Origin of the sequence: Sphaerisporangium sp. NPDC005288 (genome assembly GCF_040607475.1) — a bacterium.
GTDB classification, from domain to species: domain Bacteria; phylum Actinomycetota; class Actinomycetes; order Streptosporangiales; family Streptosporangiaceae; genus Sphaerisporangium; species Sphaerisporangium rhizosphaerae.
Window position 1 is genome coordinate 148,742 of sequence record NZ_JBEXGT010000002.1, and the last position, 21,092, is coordinate 169,833.

Below are 21,092 nucleotides of genomic sequence, written 5' to 3' on the forward strand. Positions count from 1 at the left end.
ACCGCGCCCGATGGCGCACGCTTCTCCGCCCTACCACCGGCGTCGTACGGCATCCGCTCACCCGCCTACCGCCGGCGTCGCAGGGCGCCGCCGGAGGGGGCGGGGGGTCAGATCCAGCCGGGTTTGACCAGGCCGGACTCGTAGGCGATGACGACGAGCTGGGCGCGGTCGCGGGCGGCGAGCTTCATCATGGCGCGGCTGACGTGGGTCTTGGCCGTGGCCGGCGCCATGTAGAGCTTGGCGGCGATCTCGTCGTTGGTCATCCCGGTGCCGACCAGCGTCAGCACCTCGCGCTCGCGCTCGGTGAGCTGGTCCAGGCCGGCCGTCGTCCTGGGCTCCTTGGCCCGCGAGGCGTACTCGGCGATCAGCCGCCGGGTGACGCTCGGCGACAGCAGCGCCTCGCCCGCCGCGACGACGCGGACGGCCTGGATCAGCTCGGCCGGCTCGGTGTCCTTGACCAGGAAGCCGCTGGCGCCACCGCGCAGGGCCTCGAACACGTACTCGTCGAGCTCGAAGGTCGTCAGGATGATGACCTTCACGGCCCCGGGCATCTTCCGCGTCGCGGTGAGCCCGTCCATGCCGGGCATGCGGATGTCCATCAGCACGACGTCGGGTTTGTGCCGCTCGGCGAGGCGGACGGCCTCGGCCCCGTCCGAGGCCTCGGCGACCACGGTCATGCCTTCCTGGGCGTCGAGCAGGGCGCGGAAGCCCGCGCGCACGAGGGCCTGGTCGTCCGCCAGCAGTATCTTGATCACTCGGTGTCCTCGGAGGGGTCGGTTTCCGCCGCCGGCGGGATGGGGAGCACGGCCTCGACGCGGAAGCCCTGCCCGTGCGGGCCTGCCGTCAGGGTGCCGCCAAGGGCGGTGGCGCGCTCGCGCATGCCCGGAATGCCGTTGCCGCCGCCCTCTCCGGCGAGCGCGCCGGGCGCGGTGGCGCCGCCGTCCTCGACCAGGACGGTGAGCCGGTCGTGGCCGTAGGCGAGCGTGACCGTCGCCGGGGCGCCGGGCGCGTACTTGGTCGCGTTGGTGAGCGACTCCTGGACGATGCGGTAGGCGGCGCGCTCGACGCCGGGCGGCAGCGACCGGGGTGCGCCGGTGACGCGCTTGGTGACGTCGGGTCCGCTGCGCTCGATCAGCTCGTCGAGCTGGCTCAGGTCGGCGGTGGGGGAGCGCGGAGCGTCGTCGCGCAGGACGCCGAGCAGCGAGCGCATCTCGGTCAGCACGTCCTTGCTGGCCTGCTTGATGGTCGCGAGCGCCGTGCGGGCCTGCTCGGGGTGATCGTCGATCAGGTGCAGCGCGGTGGACGCCTGGACGTGGATGAGGGAGATGCTGTGCCCGAGCACGTCGTGCAGCTCCTGCGCCATGGACAGGCGTTCCTCGCTGGCCTGCCGCCTGGACTCCTCCTCGCTCACCCGTTCGCGCTCGGCGCGCTGGTCGCGGCGGCCGCGGACCACCTCGGCGACGGTGAGCACCACCAGGATGATGGCGCCTACGCTCGCGTGGTGGAACCACCCTTCCCTATGGGGCAGCAGCCAGGTGGCGTAGGCGACGAAGAACAGCCAGACGGCGCCGCCGGCGAGGTAGGCGGAGCGCCGGTGCCCTATCTGCACGGTGTTGAAGATCGCGATGATCGGGCTGAGGAACACCGGCCCGTAGGGATAGCCCCTGTACACGTAGAAGGCGGTCAGCGCGACGATCGACCACAGTGTGAGCACCGGGTGGGCGCGGCGCGCGGACAGGGCCAGCGGCCCCAGCGAGAGCAGCAGGAAGCCGAGCGGGTCGAGCGGGAGGCGGGTGAGCGGGTCGCCGGGGTGCACCTGGCCTCTCTGCGCGGCCATGGTGCCCCAGATCTGCGCCATGCCTGCCAGCAGGGGCAGCATGGGATCGACCCAATGGGGAGCTTTGGCGCGCACCCGTGAACGGTACGTCAACCCGCTGACCAGCGCATCCGCCCAGAGTGGCAGGGGTGTCTACCGTGCGCGGTGTACAGGTGGGGGCCGGGGGATCGTTGTTGACCCCGGTTGTGATGCTGTGAGTCAATGCTGGTGCGATCTAGGAATGAGGTCCGCCATGAGCCTTCGCCGCATGACCGTTCCCCTCGTCGGGGTCGCCGCCTCCCTCGCGCTCGTCGCCCCGCCCGGCGTCGCCGCGGCCTCGCCCGCGCTCGGCGGGCCCCCGCACGGGCAGCCGGCCGCCAAGGTCCCGGTGGCCGAAGGGTACGGCGGGGCCGTCTCGACCGTCGACCTGGACGCCAGCAAGGCCGCGCTGAGCGTGCTGAAGCGCGGCGGCAACGCGATGGACGCGGCGGTCGCCGCGGCGGCCACGCTCGGCGTCACCGAGCCGTACTCCGCCGGTCTGGCCGGCGGCGGGTTCCTGGTCTACTACGACGCCCGGCGCGGGAAGGTGATCTCGATCGACGGGCGCGAGAAGGCGCCCCAGGCGATGACCGAGACCTCCTTCCAGGAGAACGGCGCCGCCATCCCCTTCGCCGACGCCGTGACCAGCGGTCTTTCCGCGGGCGTGCCGGGCAGCGTGGCGCAGTGGGAGCTGGCCCTGCGCCACTACGGCACCTTCTCGCTCAAGCAGGCGCTCCAGCCGGCCGTCGACGTGGCGTCGAACGGCTTCACCGTCGACCAGACGTTCTACGACCAGACGGCGCAGAACGCCGACCGCTTCGCCGCGTTCACCTCCACCGCCGCCCTGTACCTGCCGAATGGCGCCCCGCCGCCCGTGGGGTCGGTGTTCCGCAACCCCGACCTGGCCGCGACGTACCGCGAGCTGGGCCGGCGGGGCGGCGAGTGGCTGTACGGCGGCCGGCTCGGCGAGGAGGTCATCGCCACGGTCAAGAGGCCGCCGGTCAAGCCCGGGTCCACCCGGGTGGTGCGGCCGGGCCTGATGGAGCTGTCCGACCTTCGCGCCTACCGCGCCCTGGAGCGTCCGCCGACCAAGGTCGGCTACGGCCCGATGGAGGTCTACGGCATGGCGCCGCCGTCCTCCGGCGGCTCGACGGTCGGCGAGGCGCTGAAGATCCTCCAGGCGCTGCCCAAGGTCGGCCTGCACGAGTACCTCGAGGCGTCCCGGCTGGCCTTCGCCGACCGCAACAAGTTCGTGGGCGACCCCGCCTACGTCGACGTGCCGCTCAAGGAGCTGCTGTCCGACGGGTTCGCCAAGGAGCGCGCCTGCCTGATCGGGGACGTCGCGATGCCGAACCCGGCCGCTCCCGGCTCGCCCGACGGCTCCTACGCGGGCTGCCAGTTCGAGGGCACGGCCGTCCCCAGCGGCGACCCGGCGCCCGCGAAGGGCGCCGAGGGGCAGGCCGAGAAGCCCGAGGGGCCGGAGACCACCCACCTGGCGGTCACCGACCGCTGGGGGAACGTGGCGGCCTACAACATCACGATCGAGCAGACCGGCGGCAACGGCATCGTCGTCCCCGGCCGCGGGTTCCTGCTCAACAACGAGCTGACCGACTTCACCTTCGGCCCGGCCCCCGGCGACCCGAACCTGCCGGCCCCCGGCAAGCGGCCCCGCTCGTCGATGGCGCCGACGATCGTGCTGAAGCACGGCAGGCCTCTGCTCGCGATCGGCTCGCCGGGCGGCGCGACGATCATTACGACGGTGCTGCAGATCCTCGTCAACCGGTACGAGTTCGGCATGTCGCTGCCGGACGCGGTCGCCGCGCCGAGGGCGAGCCAGCGCAACGCCGCCGCGACGCAGGCCGAGCAGGCGTTCATCGACCGCTACGGGGCCGAGCTGACCGCTCGCGGCCACACCCTCACGCTCGTTCCCGGGCCGCCGGTGGGAGAGATCGGCGCGGCCACCGGCCTTGAGTTCCTCGGCAAAGGCAAGGTCCAGGCGGTCGCCGAGCCGTCCCGCAGGGGCGGAGGCAGCGCGCTGGTGGTCACCCCCGCCCGGCCCTGACGGCCCTGACCCGCACGACCCGCCGGCCGGGTCGCGCGGGTCAGCCGATCAGCTCGAAGTCGCCGGGCTTCACGGCGCGGGTGCGCGCCCAGAACTCGAAGGTGAAGCCCGGCCAGATCGCGCGGTTGATGCCCTTGCCGTCCAGGTACCAGCTCGTGCAGCCGCCCTCGGACCAGACCAGGCGCCGCAGCCGCCGCTGGAGCCGCTCGTTGTAGGCGCGCTCGGCCGAGGGCCGCACGTCCAGAGCCCTCGCGCGGGTCGCCGAGAGCAGGCGCAGGCACGACATGACGAGGCGCACCTGAGCCTCGATCATGAAGACGACCGAGGTGTGGCCGAGGCCGGTGTTCGGGCCGAGCAGCATGAACAGGTTGGGGAAGCCGGCGGTGAGGGTGCCCAGGTAGGCCCGGATGCCGTCCCGCCAGGCGTCCTGGAGCTTCAGCCCGTCCCTGCCGATGATGGGGTGCTGGGCCAGCGACTCGGCGACCTTGAACCCGGTGCCGTAGATGATCACGTCGACGGGGTGCTCGCGCCCGGTGGCGTCGACGACCGAGTGGTCGCGGATCTCGGTGATGCGGTCGGTGACCAGCTCGACGTTGTCCCGGCAGAGCGCCGGGTAGTAGTCACTGGCCAGCAGGATGCGCTTGCAGCCGATCGTGTAGCCGGGCGTCAGCCTGGCCCGTAGCTCGGGGTCGGCCACCTGGGAGGCGAGGTGCCGCCGGGCGACGGCCTCGTGGACCTTCATCAGGCGAGGGTCGACGGCGAACCCGAGGGCACGGGTCTCCAGCAGCCAGTAGATGCCGTCGCGCAGCGCGCGGTCCGCCGGGGGGAACCTGCGAAGCGTGCGCCTGGTCCGCTCGGTCAGCGGGATGTCCGGTTTGGGCTGGATCCACGGCGCCGTCCGCTGGAAGACGCTCAGCTTCTCCACCACGGGGGCGATCTGGGGGATGAACTGGACCGAGGAGGCTCCGGTGCCGACGACCGCGACGCGCTTGCCGGTCAGGTCCACCGAGTGGTCCCAGCGGGCCGAGTGGAAGGCCGGGCCGGCGAACGACGCGCGCCCGGGGATCTCGGGCACGGAGGGGACGTGCAGCCCGCCCATCCCGGCGACGACCGCGTTCGTCGTGAAGGTCCCGCCGTCCTCGGTGCTCACCAGCCAGCGGCGCTCGCGGTCCTGGTACTCCAGCGCGGCGACCTTGGTGCCGAGGCGGAGGTGCGGCGCGAGCCCGTACTTCTCCGCGCATGTCCGCAGGTAGTCCCAGATCTCCCCCTGCGGGGCGAACAGGCGGGTCCATTCGGGGTTGAGGTCGAAGGAGAAGGAGTACATGGGGGAGGGGACGTCGCAGGCGCAGCCGGGGTAGGTGTTGTCCCGCCAGGTGCCGCCGAGCTCGGAGTCCTTCTCCAGGACGACGAAGTCGTGGTAGCCGGCCTGCTTCAGCTTGATCGCCATGCACAGCCCGGCGAAGCCGGCGCCGATGATGGTGATGCCGGGGCCCTTGGCCGCCGTGCCGTCGGCGTTGGCGGGGCCTGTGGCTGCCATGCCGTCTCCCTACCCGGTATTGGATGAGCCATCCAATTGAAGCGCGGCCCGGGACGCGCCGTCCATCGTTTCACGGTGGTCCGATCCACGATACGGGCTGCCGCGCCGTGCCCTCGCGGGCCCTCGCGGGCCCTCGCGACTCTCGGGGGACCGCACGCAGACCCTCGCTCGGGGTTCTCGCGGGCTCTCGTGGGCTCTCGTGGGCATGGTGAAAGCGCCGACGGCGGTCGCCGACGGCGCGAGGCACCTGTCAGGTGGTCACTTCACGAGCAGGAAGACCACCACGGCGATCACGATGACGGCGGCCACGGCCGCCACGATGGGGACCAGGCGGGACCGCTGCGGCGCGGCGGCCTCCGGCTCCTGGCGCTGGGCGAAGGCCTTGAACTGCTGGGTGTTACCAGCAGGATCAATCTGAGGTTCCGACATGGAAGGAACTTTAGCCATCCCCAGCATGGCTTGACGCCCTTTATGCCAGTTAGGAGTCAGTCCAAGGGCGGGAGGCCCGACCGGCGGGCGGGACCGCGGGCCCGGACGGATAGCGTGGTGGCATGCTGCGGACGCTGCTGTCGCCCCGCCTCGTGGGCCTGCACCTGGTCACGATCGTGCTGGTCGTCGCGTTCGCCTTCCTCGGCCGCTGGCAGCTCGGGGTGTTCGAGGAGTCCGGGCGGCCGCACGCCGTCGCCGACCCGGCGCCCGTCGCGCTGACCACGCTGGTGCCCCCCGGCGGGCGCATGCCCGCCGCGGCCGGCGGCCGCCGGGTCGCCGCCCAGGGCGCCTACGACCCCTCGCGCCAACTGCTGGTGGCCGAACGCGCGCCCACCGTCGAGACCGGCGGCGGCGCGGCGACCGGCGGGGACGACGGCTACTGGCTGCTCACGCCGCTCACGCTGGCCGACGGGACGGTGATTCCGGTCGTCCGCGGCTGGGTGCCCTCTCCCACCGACCCCGCGACGGCCGTCCCGGACGGCGCGGTGAGCGTGACCGGGCGCGTCCTGCCGCCCGAGCCGACCGACTTCGCCCGGCGGCGGACGGCCCCGCTGCCTGCCGGGCAGGTGGCCACGGTCTCCACGGCCGAGCTGGTCAACCTCTGGCGGGGCGTCCGGCTGCGGGACGGATTCGTGGTGGCCACCGACCAGACGGGGGCCGTGCCGCGGGCCGGGTCGGCCGTGCGGGCGGTGGCCGTGCCGCCGCCCACCGAGAGCGGCGGCTTCACCTGGCGCAACCTCGCCTACGCCGCCCAGTGGTGGATCTTCGCGGGGTTCGCGGTGCTCATGTGGTTCCACTTCGTCCGCGACACGGTGCGCGCGGCCCGCCCCGGACACGCCGCCGGCGGCGAGGAGGATGACGGCGAAGGCGGCTCCGGCGAGGACGGCCCGGGCGCCGCCGGACCGGAGGACGTCGCGGCCGCTGGACGGAAGGACGTCGCGGCCGCCGGACCGGAGGATGTCGCGGCGGCCGGACGGGAGCACGGCGCGGCGGCGGAAACCGCCGGTGCTCCGGCCGCGGGCCCGCGGGCCGCGGGCGCGTCCCCGCGGGAGTGACCGCCCTCCCCCCGGGATATCGTGTGGTGACCGCTCAGCTAGCGAGGTAATGATCGTCGTGGAATCCGCGCTCAAACCGTTCCGGGTGTTGGCCTACATCGTCGGCTGCATGCTGCTCGTCCTGGTGGCGGCCATGGTCGTGAAGTACGGCTTCGACAACGCCACCCCCGTCGCCGTCGTCGGCCCCGTGCACGGCTTCGTCTACGCGGTGTACCTGCTGACCGCGCTCAACCTCGGGCTGAAGGCCCGCTGGTCGTGGCCGTACACCCTGGGCGTGCTGCTCGCCGGCACCATCCCGTTCCTGTCGTTCGTGATCGAGCGCAAGGTGACCGAGCGGGTGCGGCGGCAGCTGGCGGTCGCGGCGGCGTGAGCGCCATCGCGTGACAGGACGGAGCGCCCGTCCGGTCACGCGGCGCGGCCGGGCCGGGCGGGTGCCGCCGGGCCGCGGCCCTGGCCGGGGTGCTCCCCGGGTGGTCAGCCGCCGATCTGGCGCCTGCGGATGCGGCGCAGCCGGGCACGCTGGGACTCGTCCAGCATGAAGTAGGCCGCCACCGGGCCGCCCAGCAGGACGATCACCAGGATCCAGGCCACCAGCGAAGGCAGCAGGAGAAGGGCGAGGATCGAGGCGATCGCCGCGCCCACGTAGTACTTCGACAGTGGCGACATTGCCGGGCCTTTCTGTTCGCCGGACGGGGGAGGTCCCCACCGCCCATTCTGCGTCGTCACCTCAACGAGCGGCCGCCGGGGCGGAGTTCCGCCGGGCACCGCCGGCGAGGGGCCGTGGCGTGTCGCGGTCCCGGCCGCGGGAGTCGCCGGAGGAGCGGGGCGCGGTCGTGAGAGCCGCCGGGGGAGCCGGGGCGCGGTCGTGAGGGCCGCCGGGGTCGCGCGGCCGGCAGAGCCTTCGGCGTCGTGGCGTCAGGTGCGGGCTTGTCGTGGCGTCAGTCGGCGAGGGCTTTCAGCGTGGCCTCGCCGCACGGGTCGCTCTCGGTGCTGACCGGGACGAGCGCCACCTCGTCCACACCCGCCTCCTCATAGGCGTCGAGGCGGTCCATGATCTCCACAGAGTCGCCGATCAGGGCGACCGCCTCCAGCATGCCGTCGGGGATGGCGGCCAGCAGCGCGCGCGGGTGAGGTTCGGTGCGGGCGTAGGCGACGACGTCCTCGAATCCCGCCTGGGCGAACATCTCGCGGTAGCCCGGCGCGTACAGATAGGGCACCAGGGCGCGCCGGATCTGCTCGATGGCGGCCTGGTCGGGGTCCACGGCGGCGGCGACCCAGGCGGCGACCCTGGTCGTGGGGGAGAGCAGCCGCAGGTCGGTGATCAGGCGGGCGGCCGAGGCCGGCGTGAGCAGGTTGAGCACCATGCGGTCGGCCAGCGCGGCGGCCCCCACGGCGGCCGGGCCGAAGGCCGCGACGCTGATCGTCGAGCGCGGGGCCGCGAGCCGCAGACGGTACCCCCGGCTGGCGACGTGCGCGCCGGAGAAGTCGGACCTCTCGCCGTCGAGCAGCGGCCGGAGCGCCTGGACGGCCTCGCGGAGCGCCGCCGCGGAGCCGGACCGGGACCTGCCGTGCCACTCTTCCACGACCACGGGTGTGGAGGTGCCGAGCGCGACGCCCACCGGCCTGCCGGTGAGGTCGGCGACGGAGGCGGCGCCCATCGCGATCATCATGGGGTCGCGCACGTTCACCGCCAGCGGGCCGACGGTGAGCGCGGCCCGCCGCGTGCGCGCGCCGATCGCCGTGGCCAGGGCGAAGGCGTCGTAGGTCGCCATTTCCCCCACCCATATCTCCGGATAGCCGTGCTCGTCCGCGATCTGTGCGGTGAGCACCGCCTCGCCGGCCGGGCGATCCTGCCATAGCCCGACGGAGACGCTGAGCCTCATGTGTAACGCTCCTGCCATCGCCCGGGGGAGCCGCGACGCCTCGCACGGCACGCCCCCGCCACCGTCCTTGCGAGGCGTTCAGTCAACCCCATGAAAGACCGGCCCCACCACTGTCGTGCTGGAGGCGTCATCAGTCGGTTATGGGGCCGAATCATCGGAGCTGTCCGGCTCCGTGGCGGTGGTGCGGACGTGGGAGGGAACGGCTCGTGGGACGAGGTGGACGGGTGTCCGCCGGGCCCTGTCCGCCCCGCCTCGTCCGCGACCGTCGCCATCGCGGCCGTCGCCATCGCGATCGGCTCCACCGCCATTCTTGGAAACTACGATGAAAAAAGTCAGCTCGCAATCTCACTCGATCGGTGGCCCGATGGGAGAGCCGGTGAATGTGACTTAGAGTTGACGCGGTGAACACCAAGGAGTTATCGGTCGCGGCCGGAGTTCATTCGGCTGAGATCGACCAGAAAGTCGCACAACATCCCGCATCTAGGGTGAATATCACCCAAAAGGGATACCATCCCGAAAATCCGTTGCCCTGGCCCGCGGCCCTGCACGCCGAGGCCGATGGCGCGGACACCGATCTCAGTGCCTTCGGCCGTGCCCTGGGCATGCTCGGTGACCGCTGGGTGCTGCTCATCATCCAGCGCGCCTTCCTGCTGCACGTACGCACCTTCGCCGGGTGGCGCGACGAGCTCGGCATCTCCGAGTCCGTGCTCGCCACGCGCCTGAAGGAACTGGTCGGCCACGGCATCCTCGCCCCCGTCGCCTACCGCGACGGCCGAACCCGCTACGAGTACCGGCTGACCGGCGCGGGCCTGCGCCTGTGGTCCTTCCTGCTCGCCATTCACGGCTGGGAACGCGACTGGGCCGACGGCCCCAACCTGCTCGGCCCGACCCACGACATCTGCGGCCAGGACGCCCGCCCCTACCTGGCGTGCGGGGCCTGCCGGCGTCCGGTCGGCGCCCGCGACACCGCGACCGAACTCGGGCCGCGCGCCTCGTTCGTCCGCATCGGCCTGCCGCGTCACCATCGCCGCACCCTGAGGGGCGGCGACCACGTCGGTTACTGCCCGCACTCGATGGAGATCCTCGGCGACCGGTGGAGCACGGCGGTCCTGGCCGCCGCGCTGCTCGGCGTCAAACGGTTCGTCGACTTCCAGAGCCGGCTCGGCATCGCGCCCTCGGTGCTCACCGAGCGGCTCAAGCGGTTCGTCGAGGTCGGAGTGCTCACGGCCGACTCCTGCCGTCTCTACCGGCTCACCGAGAAGGGGCTGGCCTTCTTCGAGGTCTTCGCCTTCCTCGCCGAGTGGGCGCAGCGCGAGCTGCCGGTCCCCGAGGACGCCCGGCTGGTCATCACCCACCGGTACTGCGGCGAGGTCCTGACGCCGGTGCTGGTCTGCCTCGCGTGCGACGGTGTGCTGGAGCGCAGGCGCATCCACTTCGACCTGACGGGGTACGTGCCGCCCGCGCGACGCGAGCATCCCCGCCGTGACCGGCCGCCGCCCGCGTCCCCCGAGCCGTTCCCCGTCGCGGGGCACGTGAGCTGAAAGATTCAGCCGGCTCACAGGCTCGTCCGAGGTCGGTGAACGGGCGAGGGCGGTGTCGTTGACAGGCGGTGGTCAAGCGGACGACCATCGGCGATCGAGCGCGGCGGAGCGATCCCGGTCCGGCGCGTGGGAGCGCTCCCACTTTGTCAGCGGCCTGCAGAAAGTGAGCTGTTCCATGAGTGGTCCCCTGTCCGGCCCCCCGGCCTCGCCGCCACCGTCGTCCGTATGGCCCGCCTTCCGCCGCTTCGGAAGGCGGGAACTTCTCGCGGTCCTGGCCGCGGTGACCGCGGTCGCCGCCATGCTGCTGCCGGTCCGCGCCGCCTCGGCGGCGGACCCGGTGTGCAGGGTCGCCTACACCGTGAACCAGTGGGCCGGAGGGTTCACCGCCTCGGTCAAGGTCACCAACCTCGGGTCCGCGGTCACGAGCTGGCAGCTCCGCTGGGTGTTCGGCGGCGACCAGAAGGTGTCCAACGCCTGGAGCGCGACGGTCACCCAGTCGGGGACCGCCGTGACCGCCGCCAACGCCTCCTACAACGGCAACCTGGCCACCGGGGCGTCGGCGGACTTCGGCTTCCAGGGCACCTGGGCCTCCGCCAACCCCGTCCCGTCCGACTTCACCTTCAACGGGGTCAACTGCAACGGCACCGGTCCGACGCCCACTCCCACCCCGACGCCGACCCCCACGCCCACCGTGACCCCCACCGTCACGCCGACGCCGACCCCCACGCCGACCCCCACGCCGACGCCGACCCCGACGCCGACCCCCACACCGACCCCCACGCCCACGCCGACGGTGAGCCCCCCGCCCGGCTGTAACGGCGCCGTGGTGTGCTCCGGCTTCGAGGACCAGACGTCCTCCTCGCCGAGCGGGGACTGGCAGGTCGTCACGCCGAACTGCTCGGGCACCGGCACGGCGACGATCGACTCCTCCACCACCCACAGCGGCGGCAAGTCGCTGAAGATCAGCGGTGGGGGCAACTACTGCAACCACATCTTCGTGGGCACCACCAAGAACGTCTCCTCGATCGGCCCGGTGGTGTACGCGCGGATGTGGGTGAGGCACACCACCGCCCTCCCCGCCACGCACGTCAGCATGATCACCATGGCGGACTCGGCCAACGGCAACAAGGACCTGCGCATCGGCGGGCAGAACAGCGCGCTGCAGTGGAACCGCGAGTCCGACGACGCCACCCTGCCCGAGCAGAGCCCCACCGGGGTCTCGCAGAGCAGGCCGCTGCCCACCGGCCGCTGGGTCTGCCTGCGCTACCAGATCGACACGACCAAGCAGGCGATGAGCACCTACCTGGACGACCAGGAGGTCCCCGGCCTGCACCTGGACCAGACGCCCACCCGCGACATCGACTCCCAGTGGCTCAGCCGCACGACCGCTCCGCGCCCGGCGACCCTGCGCCTGGGCTGGGAGAGCTACGGCAGCGACTCCGACACCATCTGGTACGACGACGTCGCCTTCGGCTCTTCCCCGCTCTCCTGCTGAACCCGCCACGCCCACCGGCCGGTGGGCGTGACGAACGATTCGCCGCCCGAACCGCGAAGGGCCCGGGACGGACCACTCGTCCGTCCCGGGCCCTTCGTCCGGTCCGCAGGGTCCCGGTCCTTCTCGGCGCGGCCGGACGCGCGCCGGCCTGCCGCACCAGAGGCGGCCGGTGCTCGCCGCGCGATCGGGTGCGCGGGCACCTGGACCGGGACTTCGGCGGGGGGTCTCAGCCGCCGGCCGGTTCCGGCTCCCGGGGCGCCTCGGCGCTCGCGAGCCACCTCTCGTGGGCCTCGCTCAGCCGCCGCCACAGCCGCTCCTTGCGCTCCGGGGCGACATCGTCCAAGGTCAGGCCGAAGACGTCGGCCAGCGCCTCGAAGTAGTCGCGCCGGCCCGACAGCACCGAGGTCCCCTCCTCCGAGCCGATGCGGCTCAGGCTCAGGCCGCGCAGGCAGTCGACGCCCGCGGCGTCGCGCCGCTGCACCGACATCACCGACCGGAAGCTCGACTGCGGCGAGGCCGACAGTTCCTGGTGCTTCACGGCGAAGGCTGACATCTCGGCCGGCTCCGCGCGGAAGTCCATGCCGACGAAGCTGCCGCGCGGGTCGTGGTCGAACCGCAGGCCGCCCGGCTCGGCCTCGGAGGGCCGCAGCCGGTACTCGAAGGGGCCCTGCCGGTGGACGCCCTCGACGAGCGGGAGCGGTTCGTGAAGGGCGTCACCGAGGCCGACGTCCACGAACCACACCCCGTCCGGGCACCGCTCCGCGGGCAGCCCCGACACGGTGAGCGCCAGGTGGTTGCCGGTCACGCCCACGGGGGAGTCCGCCCCTCCCTGCACCCCGCCCACGTGCCGGGACACCCGGTACCCCAGCGCCGCGAGCAGCAGCGACAGGGCGCCGTTCAGATGGAAGCAGTAGCCGCCCCTGCCGCGCAGGATGCGCCCGGCGGACTCCAGTGGCTCCACTGAGGTCGGCTCGTCCATCCAGATGTGGAAGTACTCGTACGGCACGCGCTCGACGTGCGCCCGGTGCAGCCGCACCAGGGATTCGACGCTCGGCGGACCGCCGAGCCCGCCCAGGCCGATACGGCGGAGATAGGTGGAGACATCCAAAGATCGCGTCACGGGGCAAGCTAATCAAGCTGCATCAGATCTGCACATATGCCTTCGGATAGTCTGCACGACCGGGTTCTAGGCTTCCCACCGTGACAGACCAGCGACGCATCCTCGTGGTCGAAGACGACAACACCATCGCCCTCGCCGTGCGGAGCCGGCTCATGGCCGAAGGCTTCGACGTCCGCATCGCCGACGACGGCGAGGAGGCGCTGGCCGCGTACGCGAAGGCCGAACCGGACCTCGTGGTGCTCGACCGCCTGCTGCCCGGCCTCGACGGCCTGGAGGTGTGCCGGCGGATGCAGGCCGCGCGGCCGGTTCCGGTGCTGATGCTGACCGCGCTGGGCGAGGAGACCGACGTGCTCGTCGGCCTCGGCGTCGGCGCCGACGACTACCTCACCAAGCCGTTCAGCATGCGCGAACTGATGGCCAGGATCCACGCCCTGCTGCGCCGGGTCGAGCGGGCCGCCCAGCTCGCCCACGAGGACACGGTGATCCGCGCGGGCGACGTGGAGATCAACACGGCCGAGCGCAGGGTCTTCGTGCGCGGAGTGGAGGCGCAGCTGACGCGTACCGAGTTCGACCTGCTCAGGCGGCTCGCCGAGCGCCCCGGGCACGTCTTCGAACGCGAACGGCTGCTGTCGGACATCTGGGGCTTCTCCGAGGCCGCCGCCACCCGCACCGTGGACAGCCACGTGCGCTCCCTGCGCCGCAAACTCGGCTCCGGCATCGTCCGGACGGTCCACGGCGTCGGCTACGCCCTGGTCAAGCCATGAGCCCCCGTCCCACGCCGAACGGCCCGCACCCTGGGGGAAAGGAAGGCGTGTCGTGAGGCCGCTCGACTTCCTGGGCCGGGTGAAGATCAAGATCGGACTGGTCATCCTGCTCGCGGTGGCCACGGCCTTCGCGCTCAACGAGTACGGCCGCTCGCTGGGGGTCGTCCCCTGGGCCCGCATGGGGCTCGCCGCCGTCCTCAGCCTCGGAATGGTGCAGCTCGTCGGCCGGGGGATGACCGGGCCGCTACGCGAGATGGCCGCGGCCGCCCAGACGATCGCCAAGGGGCGGTACGGCATGCGCGTCAGGGCCACCTCCCGCGACGAGGTGGGCGAGCTCGCGCGGGCGTTCAACGCCATGGCGGCCGACCTCGGCGAGGTGGACCGGCAGCGCCGTGAACTGGTGGCCAACGTCAGCCACGAGCTGCGCACCCCCATCACCGGACTGCAGGCCGTGCTGGAGAACCTCGTCGACGGCGTCTCCTCGCCCGACAACGCCACCCTCAGCACGGCGCTCACCCAGACTGAGCGCCTCGGCCGGCTGGTGGCGCAACTGCTCGACCTGTCGTGGCTGGACTCCGGCGCGCGGCCCATCGAGCCGGAACCCGTCGAGCTGGGCCCGCTGTGCGCCCAGGCCGTCCGGGAGGCCGGGCTCGCGCGCGAGGAGGTGGCGCTGTCCAGCTCGGTGCCCGCCGCACTGGGCGTCCACGCCGACCCCGCGCTGCTCGGCCAGGTGCTGGCCAACCTGCTCGACAACGGCGTCCGGCACAGCCCGTCCGGCGGCGCGGTCCGGCTCGAGGCCCGCCCGGCGGGCTCCGGAGTGCGGCTCAGCGTCACCGACGAGGGGCCCGGCATCCCCGCGCCGGAGCGGCCCCGGGTGTTCGAGCGGTTCTCCCGCCTGGACGCCGCCCGGGCGGCCGACGCGGGCGGCGCGGGCCTCGGCCTGGCCATCGTCAAGGAGATCGTCGAACTGCACGGCGGCTCGGTGCGGGTCGCCGACACCATCTCCGGCTGCCGCATGGTGGTCGACCTCCCCGGAAGGACCACGGTCATGAGCGACCTCACCGACGACCCGCCCGGCGACCCCGCGTCCAGGTCCGGTGATCCCGCGTCCAGGTCCGGTGGTCCGGTGTCCAGGTCGGGTGATCCCGTGTCCAGGTCCGGTGGCGCCGAGCCGGGGCCGCCGCGCACGACACCTGCCCCAGTCGGGGCGCCCCAACCGTCCGGCGCCGTCCAACGGTCCACGACGGAGGCCCGGTCGCGGCACGATCCCGGAACGGACGCACCCTCGAGCACCGCCGAAGCCCCGGATGCCCCGACCGGCGGCACACCCCCGATCTCCAGGCCGGGCGCCGCCGCCCTTCCGCCCGGCCCGCGTGTCCCGGCGCGGGCCGGCGAAGACACGGAAGATCCGAAGGAGGAGGCCGTAGGCATCGCGGAGCAGTCCGCCGTGTCCGCCATATCGGGCGTTCCCGACGCTCGTGACGCTCCGGCCGTCCTCGTCGTGCCCCGGAGGCCCAAGCCGTCCGGGGAGCCGACGGCGCGGCCGGTGCCGGGCGCGGCGGAGTCACCGGCCGCGATCTCAGACTCCATCGCCGCGCGACCGCTCACCACTGCGGCACCTCGCACCGTCGCCGAGTCCGGCACCGGCGCGGAGTCCGGCACCGGCGCGGAGTCCGGCACCGGCGCGGAGTCCGGCACCGTCCGGGAGTCCGTCGCCGCGGCCGAGGGCCGGACGCCGGCCGGACCGTCTCGCGCCGCGGCCGAAGGACCGACCCCGGCCCGATCGTCTCCTGCCGCGGCCGAGGGCCGGACCGCGGGCGGATCGTTCTCCGCCGCCGTGAAGCCGCCCGTCCAGGATTCCCGGCCGCCCACGCAGTCCGGCGCCACCACGGGGGCGCCGCCGGACTATGTGCCGCCGCCGTTGCTGCCGCGCCCGGCGCTCCCCCCGACGCCCCGCTGGCTGCTGCCCGTGGCGGCGGCGGTGGGTCTGCTCGCGGCGATCGCCCTGCCGGACGCGCGGACCGGGCTGGGCGTGGTCCTGGTGGCCGTCGCCGCCGGCGCGGCCGTGCTCCCGGCGGCGCGCCGCCGCATCACCCCATGGACGGCCGCCTTCGGCCTGCTGGCGTACGCCCTGGTGGCGGTGGCCCTGGTCCGCGACGCCGAATGGCTGGTCGGCCCCTCGCTGCTCGCGGGGTTCGGCCTGGCGGCGCTGGCGGTTTCCGGCGCGGGGCGGGGCTGGCTCGGCGTGATCCGCGGAGGGCTCTCGGTGGTCCTGGCCGTCTTCCCGCTGCCGTGGTTCCTCCTGGAACCGATCAAGGCCGTCGACCGCAGGCGCACCCTGGCGCCGATGCTCGCCGGGCTGGTCATCACGGCGGTGCTCCTGCTGGTGTTCGGTGTGTTGTTCGCCTCGGCCGACGCCGTTTTCGCCTCGTTCGTCTCCGAGGTGTTCACCGCCCCCGCCTGGGCCTCGTCCGTTCCGGTGCGGCTGGTGCTCTTCGGGGTGTTCGCGGCGCTGGTCGGGGCCGCCACGCTGGTCGCTCTGCGCCCGGCGGTCGAGCCGGCCGGCCGCCGGGCCCGCAGGCGGGTGAGCCTGGTCCTGTGGACCATCCCGCTCGGCGCGCTGGACCTGCTGTTCGCCGCCTTCGTGGCCGTGCAGATCAGCACGTTGTTCGGCGGGAACCGGCGGGTGATGGAGACCGCCGGGCTGACCTACGCCGAGTACGCCAGATCGGGATTCTTCGAGCTGGTCACGGTCAGCGTCTTCGTGCTCGGCCTGGTGGCGGTCGCGACGGCGGTGGTGGCCGCGAAGGGTCGCGAACGGCTGCTGCTGGCGGGCCTGCTCGGCGTCCTGTGCGGGCTCACCCTGGTGATCCTCGCCTCGGCGCTGCACCGCCTCGGGCTCTACATCGACGCCTACGGGCTGTCCAGCCTGCGCGCCTCGGTCGGCGCGGTGATCTGGTGGCTGGCGGCGGTGTTCGCGCTGGTGCTGGTCGCGGGCGCCATGCGGCTGGCCCGGCGGGACGCGGGCTGGCTGCCGCGCACGGTGGTGCTGGTGACGGCCCTGTCGCTGCTGACGTTCGCGATCTGGAACCCCGACCTGCGGGTCGCCGAGTCGCAGCTCGGCATCCGCAAGGTCTCGGAGCTCGATTTCAACTACATCACCGACCTCAGCGCCGACGCCGTGCCGGCCATCGACGGGCTGCCCCCTCAGGTGCGCGACTGCCTGCTGTCCCAGATGTCGTCGGTGCGGCGGCTGAGCACGCGGGACGGCTGGAACGGGTGGAACCTGGCGCGCGAGCACGCCCGTGATCTGCTCGGCGACCGGCCTCCGATGGAGCCGTCCTCGGCGTGCGGGGAGGATATAAGGTCGCCTGGGACATAGGTCAGACACGGGCGGGCTCGTCGAAAGGCACGGCTGCGGTGCACGGTTCGGTATACGTCTACGTCGAGGACGTGCGCGACGAGGGCGCCGGGCGGGTCCTCGACCGCATCGCCGGCTACGGCGTGCGCGAGGTGACGGTCGCCGCCGCCTACCACGGCGCCCGTGACGTCACCCCGCACGGCGCCTCGCGGGTGACCGTCCGCTCCGACGGCGTGCACTTCCCGCCGCCCGCCGACCTGTTCACCGGCCTGCGGCTCGTGCCGCCCGTCCAGCCGGGAGCCGAGCGTGAGCCGCTCGCGGCGCTGCGCTCGGCCGCGGCCGAACGGGGCATGGCCCTGCACGGCTGGGCGGTGTTCCTGCACGACCTCACCCTCGGCCTGGCCAACCCCGACGTCACGGTGCACGACTGCTTCGGCGGGCGCGGCTTCCCCGCGGCGCTGTGCCCGGCCCATCCGGACGTCCGCCTGTACGCCGTCGCCCTGGCCAGGGCGACGGCCCGGCAGGGCGTCGACAGCGTGGTCGCCGAGGCTCTGCACTTCGGGGGTTTCGCCCAGGGGTACCAGCAAGAGAGGTGCTTCGTCCCGCTCGGTCCGATGGACGAGTTCCTGTTCTCCCTCTGCTTCTGCACGTGGTGCATGCGGCGGGCGACCGACCTCGGCGTCAAGGCGGAGGTCGCCCGCGAGGAGTGCGCGCGCATCGTCGGCGGGGTGCTCGACGGCGACCCGCCCGCGCAGGGCGAGGTCACGCGGGCCGCGCTGACGGCGTACGCGGGGCCGGACGTGGTGGCCTACGCGCGGGCCCGGTCCGAGACGGTGACCTCCCTGGTCAGCGAGGTGTCCTCCGCGGTCGCCGCCGAGGGCGCCACGCTGACCTTCCTGGACGGCACCGGCCACCGCAAGGGGTACGCCGACGGGCTGCCGCCCGCCGGGCTCGCGGCGCACGACGCCTGGCAGCTCGGGGTCGACCTGGTGGCGCTGGGCGACCTGGTCCCGTCGTTCGGTGTCCTCGCCTACGCCAGGGACGCCGCCAGGGTCGCCGACGACGTGGGCGCCTACCGCCGCTCGGTCGGCAACGACAGAGAGCTGCGCGTCGTGCTGCGCCCGGGCAGGCCGGACACCGACTCCGAGGAGCGGCTTGCCGCGAAGGTCCGCGCGGTGCGGGCCGCGGGCGGCGACGCGGTGGACTTCCACGCTTACGGGCTCGTGCCGTACAGCGTCCTGGACCGCATCCCCGGAGCCCTCGGCCGCGAAGCCTGATCCCGCCTACGGCACGCGATCGCGGAGGGAGAGCGCTCTCCGGCGGTGAGCCGACCGGGTGCGCGGTGGTTGCGGTGCTTTCAGAACGGTCCGTTCGCGGCAGCCCGCCGGGGCTCAGCTCGTGAAATGAGGTTTCCGCGGTGTCCTGTCCCGTCTTGCCTGGTCAGCGAGGTAGGGCGAGCCGCGTCCACGGTGGTCGGCGCGATGAACGATAGAGAGCGCTCTCACGATCTTCGAGAAACATTTTCTCGCTGTTGACACCGGTTGTGGAGGCATCTAGCGTCAGCGGCGCTGAGAGCGTTACATCCACGTTACGTCGACGAGAACACCTGGTTCCCCGCCGTCGCGGACCTCGAACGGCCGTCGGGCCCGCGCCACCGAGCCGCCGCCGGTCGTCGCCCTATCGCGGGCGGCGGCCGGTTCACCCCCCCACGACGAAAGCCTCTCCGCATGACCTGTGACCTGACCTCGAACCACCGCGACTCCGGCGCCCCCGGAAACCGCCGAGCGAGGCGACGGTCCGCCGGGACGGCCGCCGCCGTCCTGCTCGCCGGACTGCTCGTCACCATGCCCGCCGCCCCCGCCGACGCCGCCACCGTGTCCGTAGGGGCCGGCGGGTACACGACCGACCTGCCCGCCGGCGCCTCCGGCCCGGCCGACAGCACCGGCGCGCCGGTGACCCCGAAGGTCACCTCGGCCGTCACCGCCAAGGTGCCGACCAATGACTGGTGGTCGTCCCTGGCCTTCCAGCGCTACGCGGGCAACCCGTACTCGGAGAACCTGTACGCCCATCCGCTGACCTTCCATGCCGTCGCCGGCGGGCTCGAGGTCGGCTACCCCACCACGCCGGGCATCGGCGCGACGCAGTACGACTACGCGCATGCCCGCGATCTGACGCTCGGCGTCACCGGGCTGAACGCGCCGCGCACCCAGGTCGACGGCTGGTCCGACTGGACGGTGACCCCCTACTGGTCCGACGGCGCCCGCACGCTGCGCGCCACGATCGGCCACGGGCTGCCGTTCGTCTACGCCACCCCGAGCGGCGGGGACGGACGGGTGGACTTCGTAGCCACCCCGACCATCTGGGCCGACCGCGGCAACGTCCTGGGCGCCACGGTGAACGGCCACGACTACGCCCTGTTCGCCCCCACGGGGACCGACTGGGCCATCTCCGGCACCGCGGCCACCGTCGCCCTCGGCGGCAGGAACTACCTCAGCGTCGCCGCCCTGCCCGCGCGCGGCGCGCTGGACCTGTTCGCCAAGTACGCCTACTCGTTCGTCACCGGGACCACGGTGAGCTGGTCCTACGACGAGGCCGCCGCCCGGCTCACGACCACCTACACCGCCGCCACCAGCGCCAAGGAGGGCACCCAGACCGGCACGCTCCTGGCGCTGTACCGGCACCAGTGGCAGGCCACCTCCGACCCGCTCACCAGCTACACCTACCTCTCGCCGCGCGGCACGATGAAGCTGCGCGAAGGCGCCTCGTTCAGCACCCGGCAGACCTTCCACGGCGTCCTGCCGTCCCTGCCCGATCTCGGCGCCTACGACCGGGCCCGGCTCGGCGACTTCGTCCGGCAGGAGGCCGACGCCGCCGACCCGTACAAGGGCGCCGGCGACACCTACTGGGCGGGCAAGGCACTCGGGCGGCTCGCCCAGCTCGTGCCCATCGCCGACCAGCTCGGCGACACCGCCTCGCGCGACAAGCTCCTCGGCCTGCTCAAGACCAAGCTGCAGAGCTGGTTCACCGCCGGCGGCGAGCAGTTCCGCTACGACGCCACCTGGGGCATCCTCACCGGCTACCCGGCCTCCTACGGCAGCGACACCGAGGTCAACGACCACCACTTCCACTACGGCTACTACCTGATGGCCGCCGCCACCGTCGCCCGCTACGACCGGGCGTGGGTCGCCGACGGGCAGTGGGGAGGCATGGCCAAGCTGCTGGCCAAGGACGCCAACAACTGGGACCGTTCGGACACCCGCTTCCCGTTCCTGCGCAACTTCGACCCGTACGCGGGCAACGGCTGGGCCTCCGGCCACCAGGGCTTCGCCGCGGGCAACAACGAGGAGTCGTCCTCGGAGGGGATGAACTTCGCCGCCGGAGCGCTGCTGCTGGGCGCCGCGACCGGCGACACCGCCCTGCGCGACCTCGGCATCTACCTCTACACCACGCAGGCGGCCACCATCGCGCAGTACTGGTACGACGTGGACGGCGCGGTGTTCCCCGCGGGTTTCGCGCCGGACACCGCCGGCATGATCTGGGGCGACGGCGCCGCCCACGCCACCTGGTGGACGGGCAACCCCGAGGAGATCCACGGGATCAACTACCTGCCCATCACCGGCGGCTCGCTCTACCAGGGGCTCTACCCGGCCAAGGTCAGGGCCGGGCTGGCCGAGATGGAGGCCGAGAACGGCGGGCCCGCCGTCGAGTGGCGCGACGTCATCTGGCAGTACCGCGCGCTCGGCGACCCCGCCGCCGCCAAGGCGAACTGGGACGCGGGCTGGACCTCCTACAGCCCGGAGTCCGGCGACTCCAAGGCGCACGCCTACCACTAGATCTACAACCTGGCCAGGCTCGGCACGGTCGACGCGGCGGTCACCGCCGACATCCCGACGGCCGCCGTCTTCAGCCTGAACGGCACGCGCACCTACG

Annotated in this window: 16 protein-coding genes; 9 read left to right on the top strand and 7 right to left on the bottom strand. The window is 73.0% G+C overall.

The window, feature by feature from the left end; all coding sequences use genetic code 11:
• Positions 1–107: 107 nt before the first annotated feature.
• On the bottom strand, positions 108–755 hold the full coding sequence (locus tag ABZU32_RS02635; RefSeq protein ID WP_354836658.1) for a response regulator transcription factor: 648 nt from the start codon (positions 753–755) through the stop codon (positions 108–110).
• On the bottom strand, positions 752–1,912 hold the full coding sequence (locus tag ABZU32_RS02640; RefSeq protein WP_354916153.1) for a histidine kinase: 1,161 nt from the start codon (positions 1,910–1,912) through the stop codon (positions 752–754). The genes ABZU32_RS02635 and ABZU32_RS02640 overlap by 4 nt, the downstream gene beginning before the upstream one ends.
• Positions 1,913–2,084: 172 nt before the next feature.
• Between ABZU32_RS02640 and ggt the strand changes: the two genes are divergently transcribed.
• Positions 2,085–3,917, top strand: coding sequence for a gamma-glutamyltransferase (gene ggt, locus ABZU32_RS02645; protein WP_354916156.1), 1,833 nt, complete (start codon positions 2,085–2,087; stop codon positions 3,915–3,917).
• Between the two features lie 40 nt (positions 3,918–3,957).
• On the opposite strand, the gene ABZU32_RS02650 is transcribed toward ggt, so the two are convergent.
• Both ABZU32_RS02650 and ABZU32_RS02655 read right to left on the bottom strand, forming a co-directional pair.
• Positions 3,958–5,454, bottom strand: coding sequence for an NAD(P)/FAD-dependent oxidoreductase (locus tag ABZU32_RS02650; RefSeq protein ID WP_354916158.1), 1,497 nt, complete (start codon positions 5,452–5,454; stop codon positions 3,958–3,960).
• Between the two features lie 258 nt (positions 5,455–5,712).
• Complete coding sequence (locus ABZU32_RS02655) at positions 5,713–5,883, bottom strand: hypothetical protein (protein WP_354836650.1); 171 nt, start codon at positions 5,881–5,883, stop codon at positions 5,713–5,715.
• Positions 5,884–6,005: 122 nt separating this feature from the next.
• Here ABZU32_RS02655 and ABZU32_RS02660 point away from each other — a divergent pair, with 122 nt between their 5' ends.
• Both ABZU32_RS02660 and ABZU32_RS02665 read left to right on the top strand, forming a co-directional pair.
• Positions 6,006–6,998, top strand: coding sequence for an SURF1 family protein (locus tag ABZU32_RS02660; protein WP_354916161.1), 993 nt, complete (start codon positions 6,006–6,008; stop codon positions 6,996–6,998).
• A 49-nt stretch (positions 6,999–7,047) separates the two neighbouring features.
• A complete protein-coding gene (locus ABZU32_RS02665) occupies positions 7,048–7,368 on the top strand; it encodes a DUF3817 domain-containing protein (protein ID WP_354836646.1) in 321 nt (106 codons plus the stop codon).
• A 104-nt stretch (positions 7,369–7,472) separates the two neighbouring features.
• On the opposite strand, the gene ABZU32_RS02670 is transcribed toward ABZU32_RS02665, so the two are convergent.
• Entirely contained in the window at positions 7,473–7,664 is a 192-nt protein-coding gene (locus tag ABZU32_RS02670) for a hypothetical protein (RefSeq protein ID WP_354916164.1), read from the bottom strand.
• Positions 7,665–7,936: 272 nt separating this feature from the next.
• Positions 7,937–8,881 carry an LLM class F420-dependent oxidoreductase gene (locus ABZU32_RS02675; protein ID WP_354836642.1) on the bottom strand — a complete coding sequence of 315 codons (945 nt, stop codon included), beginning with the start codon at positions 8,879–8,881 and terminating at the stop codon, positions 7,937–7,939.
• A gap of 524 nt (positions 8,882–9,405) precedes the next feature.
• On the opposite strand from ABZU32_RS02675, the gene ABZU32_RS02680 reads away from it, so the two are divergent.
• A complete protein-coding gene (locus tag ABZU32_RS02680) occupies positions 9,406–10,422 on the top strand; it encodes a helix-turn-helix domain-containing protein (protein ID WP_354916167.1) in 1,017 nt (338 codons plus the stop codon).
• 175 nt (positions 10,423–10,597) lie between these two features.
• On the top strand, positions 10,598–11,917 hold the full coding sequence (locus tag ABZU32_RS02685; protein WP_354916170.1) for a cellulose-binding domain-containing protein: 1,320 nt from the start codon (positions 10,598–10,600) through the stop codon (positions 11,915–11,917).
• Between the two features lie 226 nt (positions 11,918–12,143).
• Here ABZU32_RS02685 and ABZU32_RS02690 read toward each other — a convergent pair whose 3' ends face one another.
• Complete coding sequence (locus ABZU32_RS02690) at positions 12,144–13,037, bottom strand: arylamine N-acetyltransferase (protein WP_354916172.1); 894 nt, start codon at positions 13,035–13,037, stop codon at positions 12,144–12,146.
• Positions 13,038–13,117: 80 nt separating this feature from the next.
• Here ABZU32_RS02690 and ABZU32_RS02695 point away from each other — a divergent pair, with 80 nt between their 5' ends.
• From ABZU32_RS02695 to ABZU32_RS02710, 4 genes are all read left to right on the top strand, one after another.
• Complete coding sequence (locus ABZU32_RS02695) at positions 13,118–13,801, top strand: response regulator transcription factor (RefSeq protein ID WP_354836634.1); 684 nt, start codon at positions 13,118–13,120, stop codon at positions 13,799–13,801.
• 52 nt (positions 13,802–13,853) lie between these two features.
• Complete coding sequence (locus ABZU32_RS02700; protein ID WP_354916174.1) at positions 13,854–17,183, top strand: DUF4153 domain-containing protein; 3,330 nt, start codon at positions 13,854–13,856, stop codon at positions 17,181–17,183.
• A gap of 38 nt (positions 17,184–17,221) precedes the next feature.
• Positions 17,222–18,439 (top strand): hypothetical protein, encoded by a 1,218-nt coding sequence (locus ABZU32_RS02705; protein ID WP_354916177.1) that lies wholly within the window; start codon positions 17,222–17,224, stop codon positions 18,437–18,439.
• A gap of 450 nt (positions 18,440–18,889) precedes the next feature.
• Positions 18,890–20,995 carry a glycosyl hydrolase gene (locus ABZU32_RS02710; RefSeq protein ID WP_354916180.1) on the top strand — a complete coding sequence of 702 codons (2,106 nt, stop codon included), beginning with the start codon at positions 18,890–18,892 and terminating at the stop codon, positions 20,993–20,995.
• Positions 20,996–21,092 lie beyond the last annotated feature (97 nt).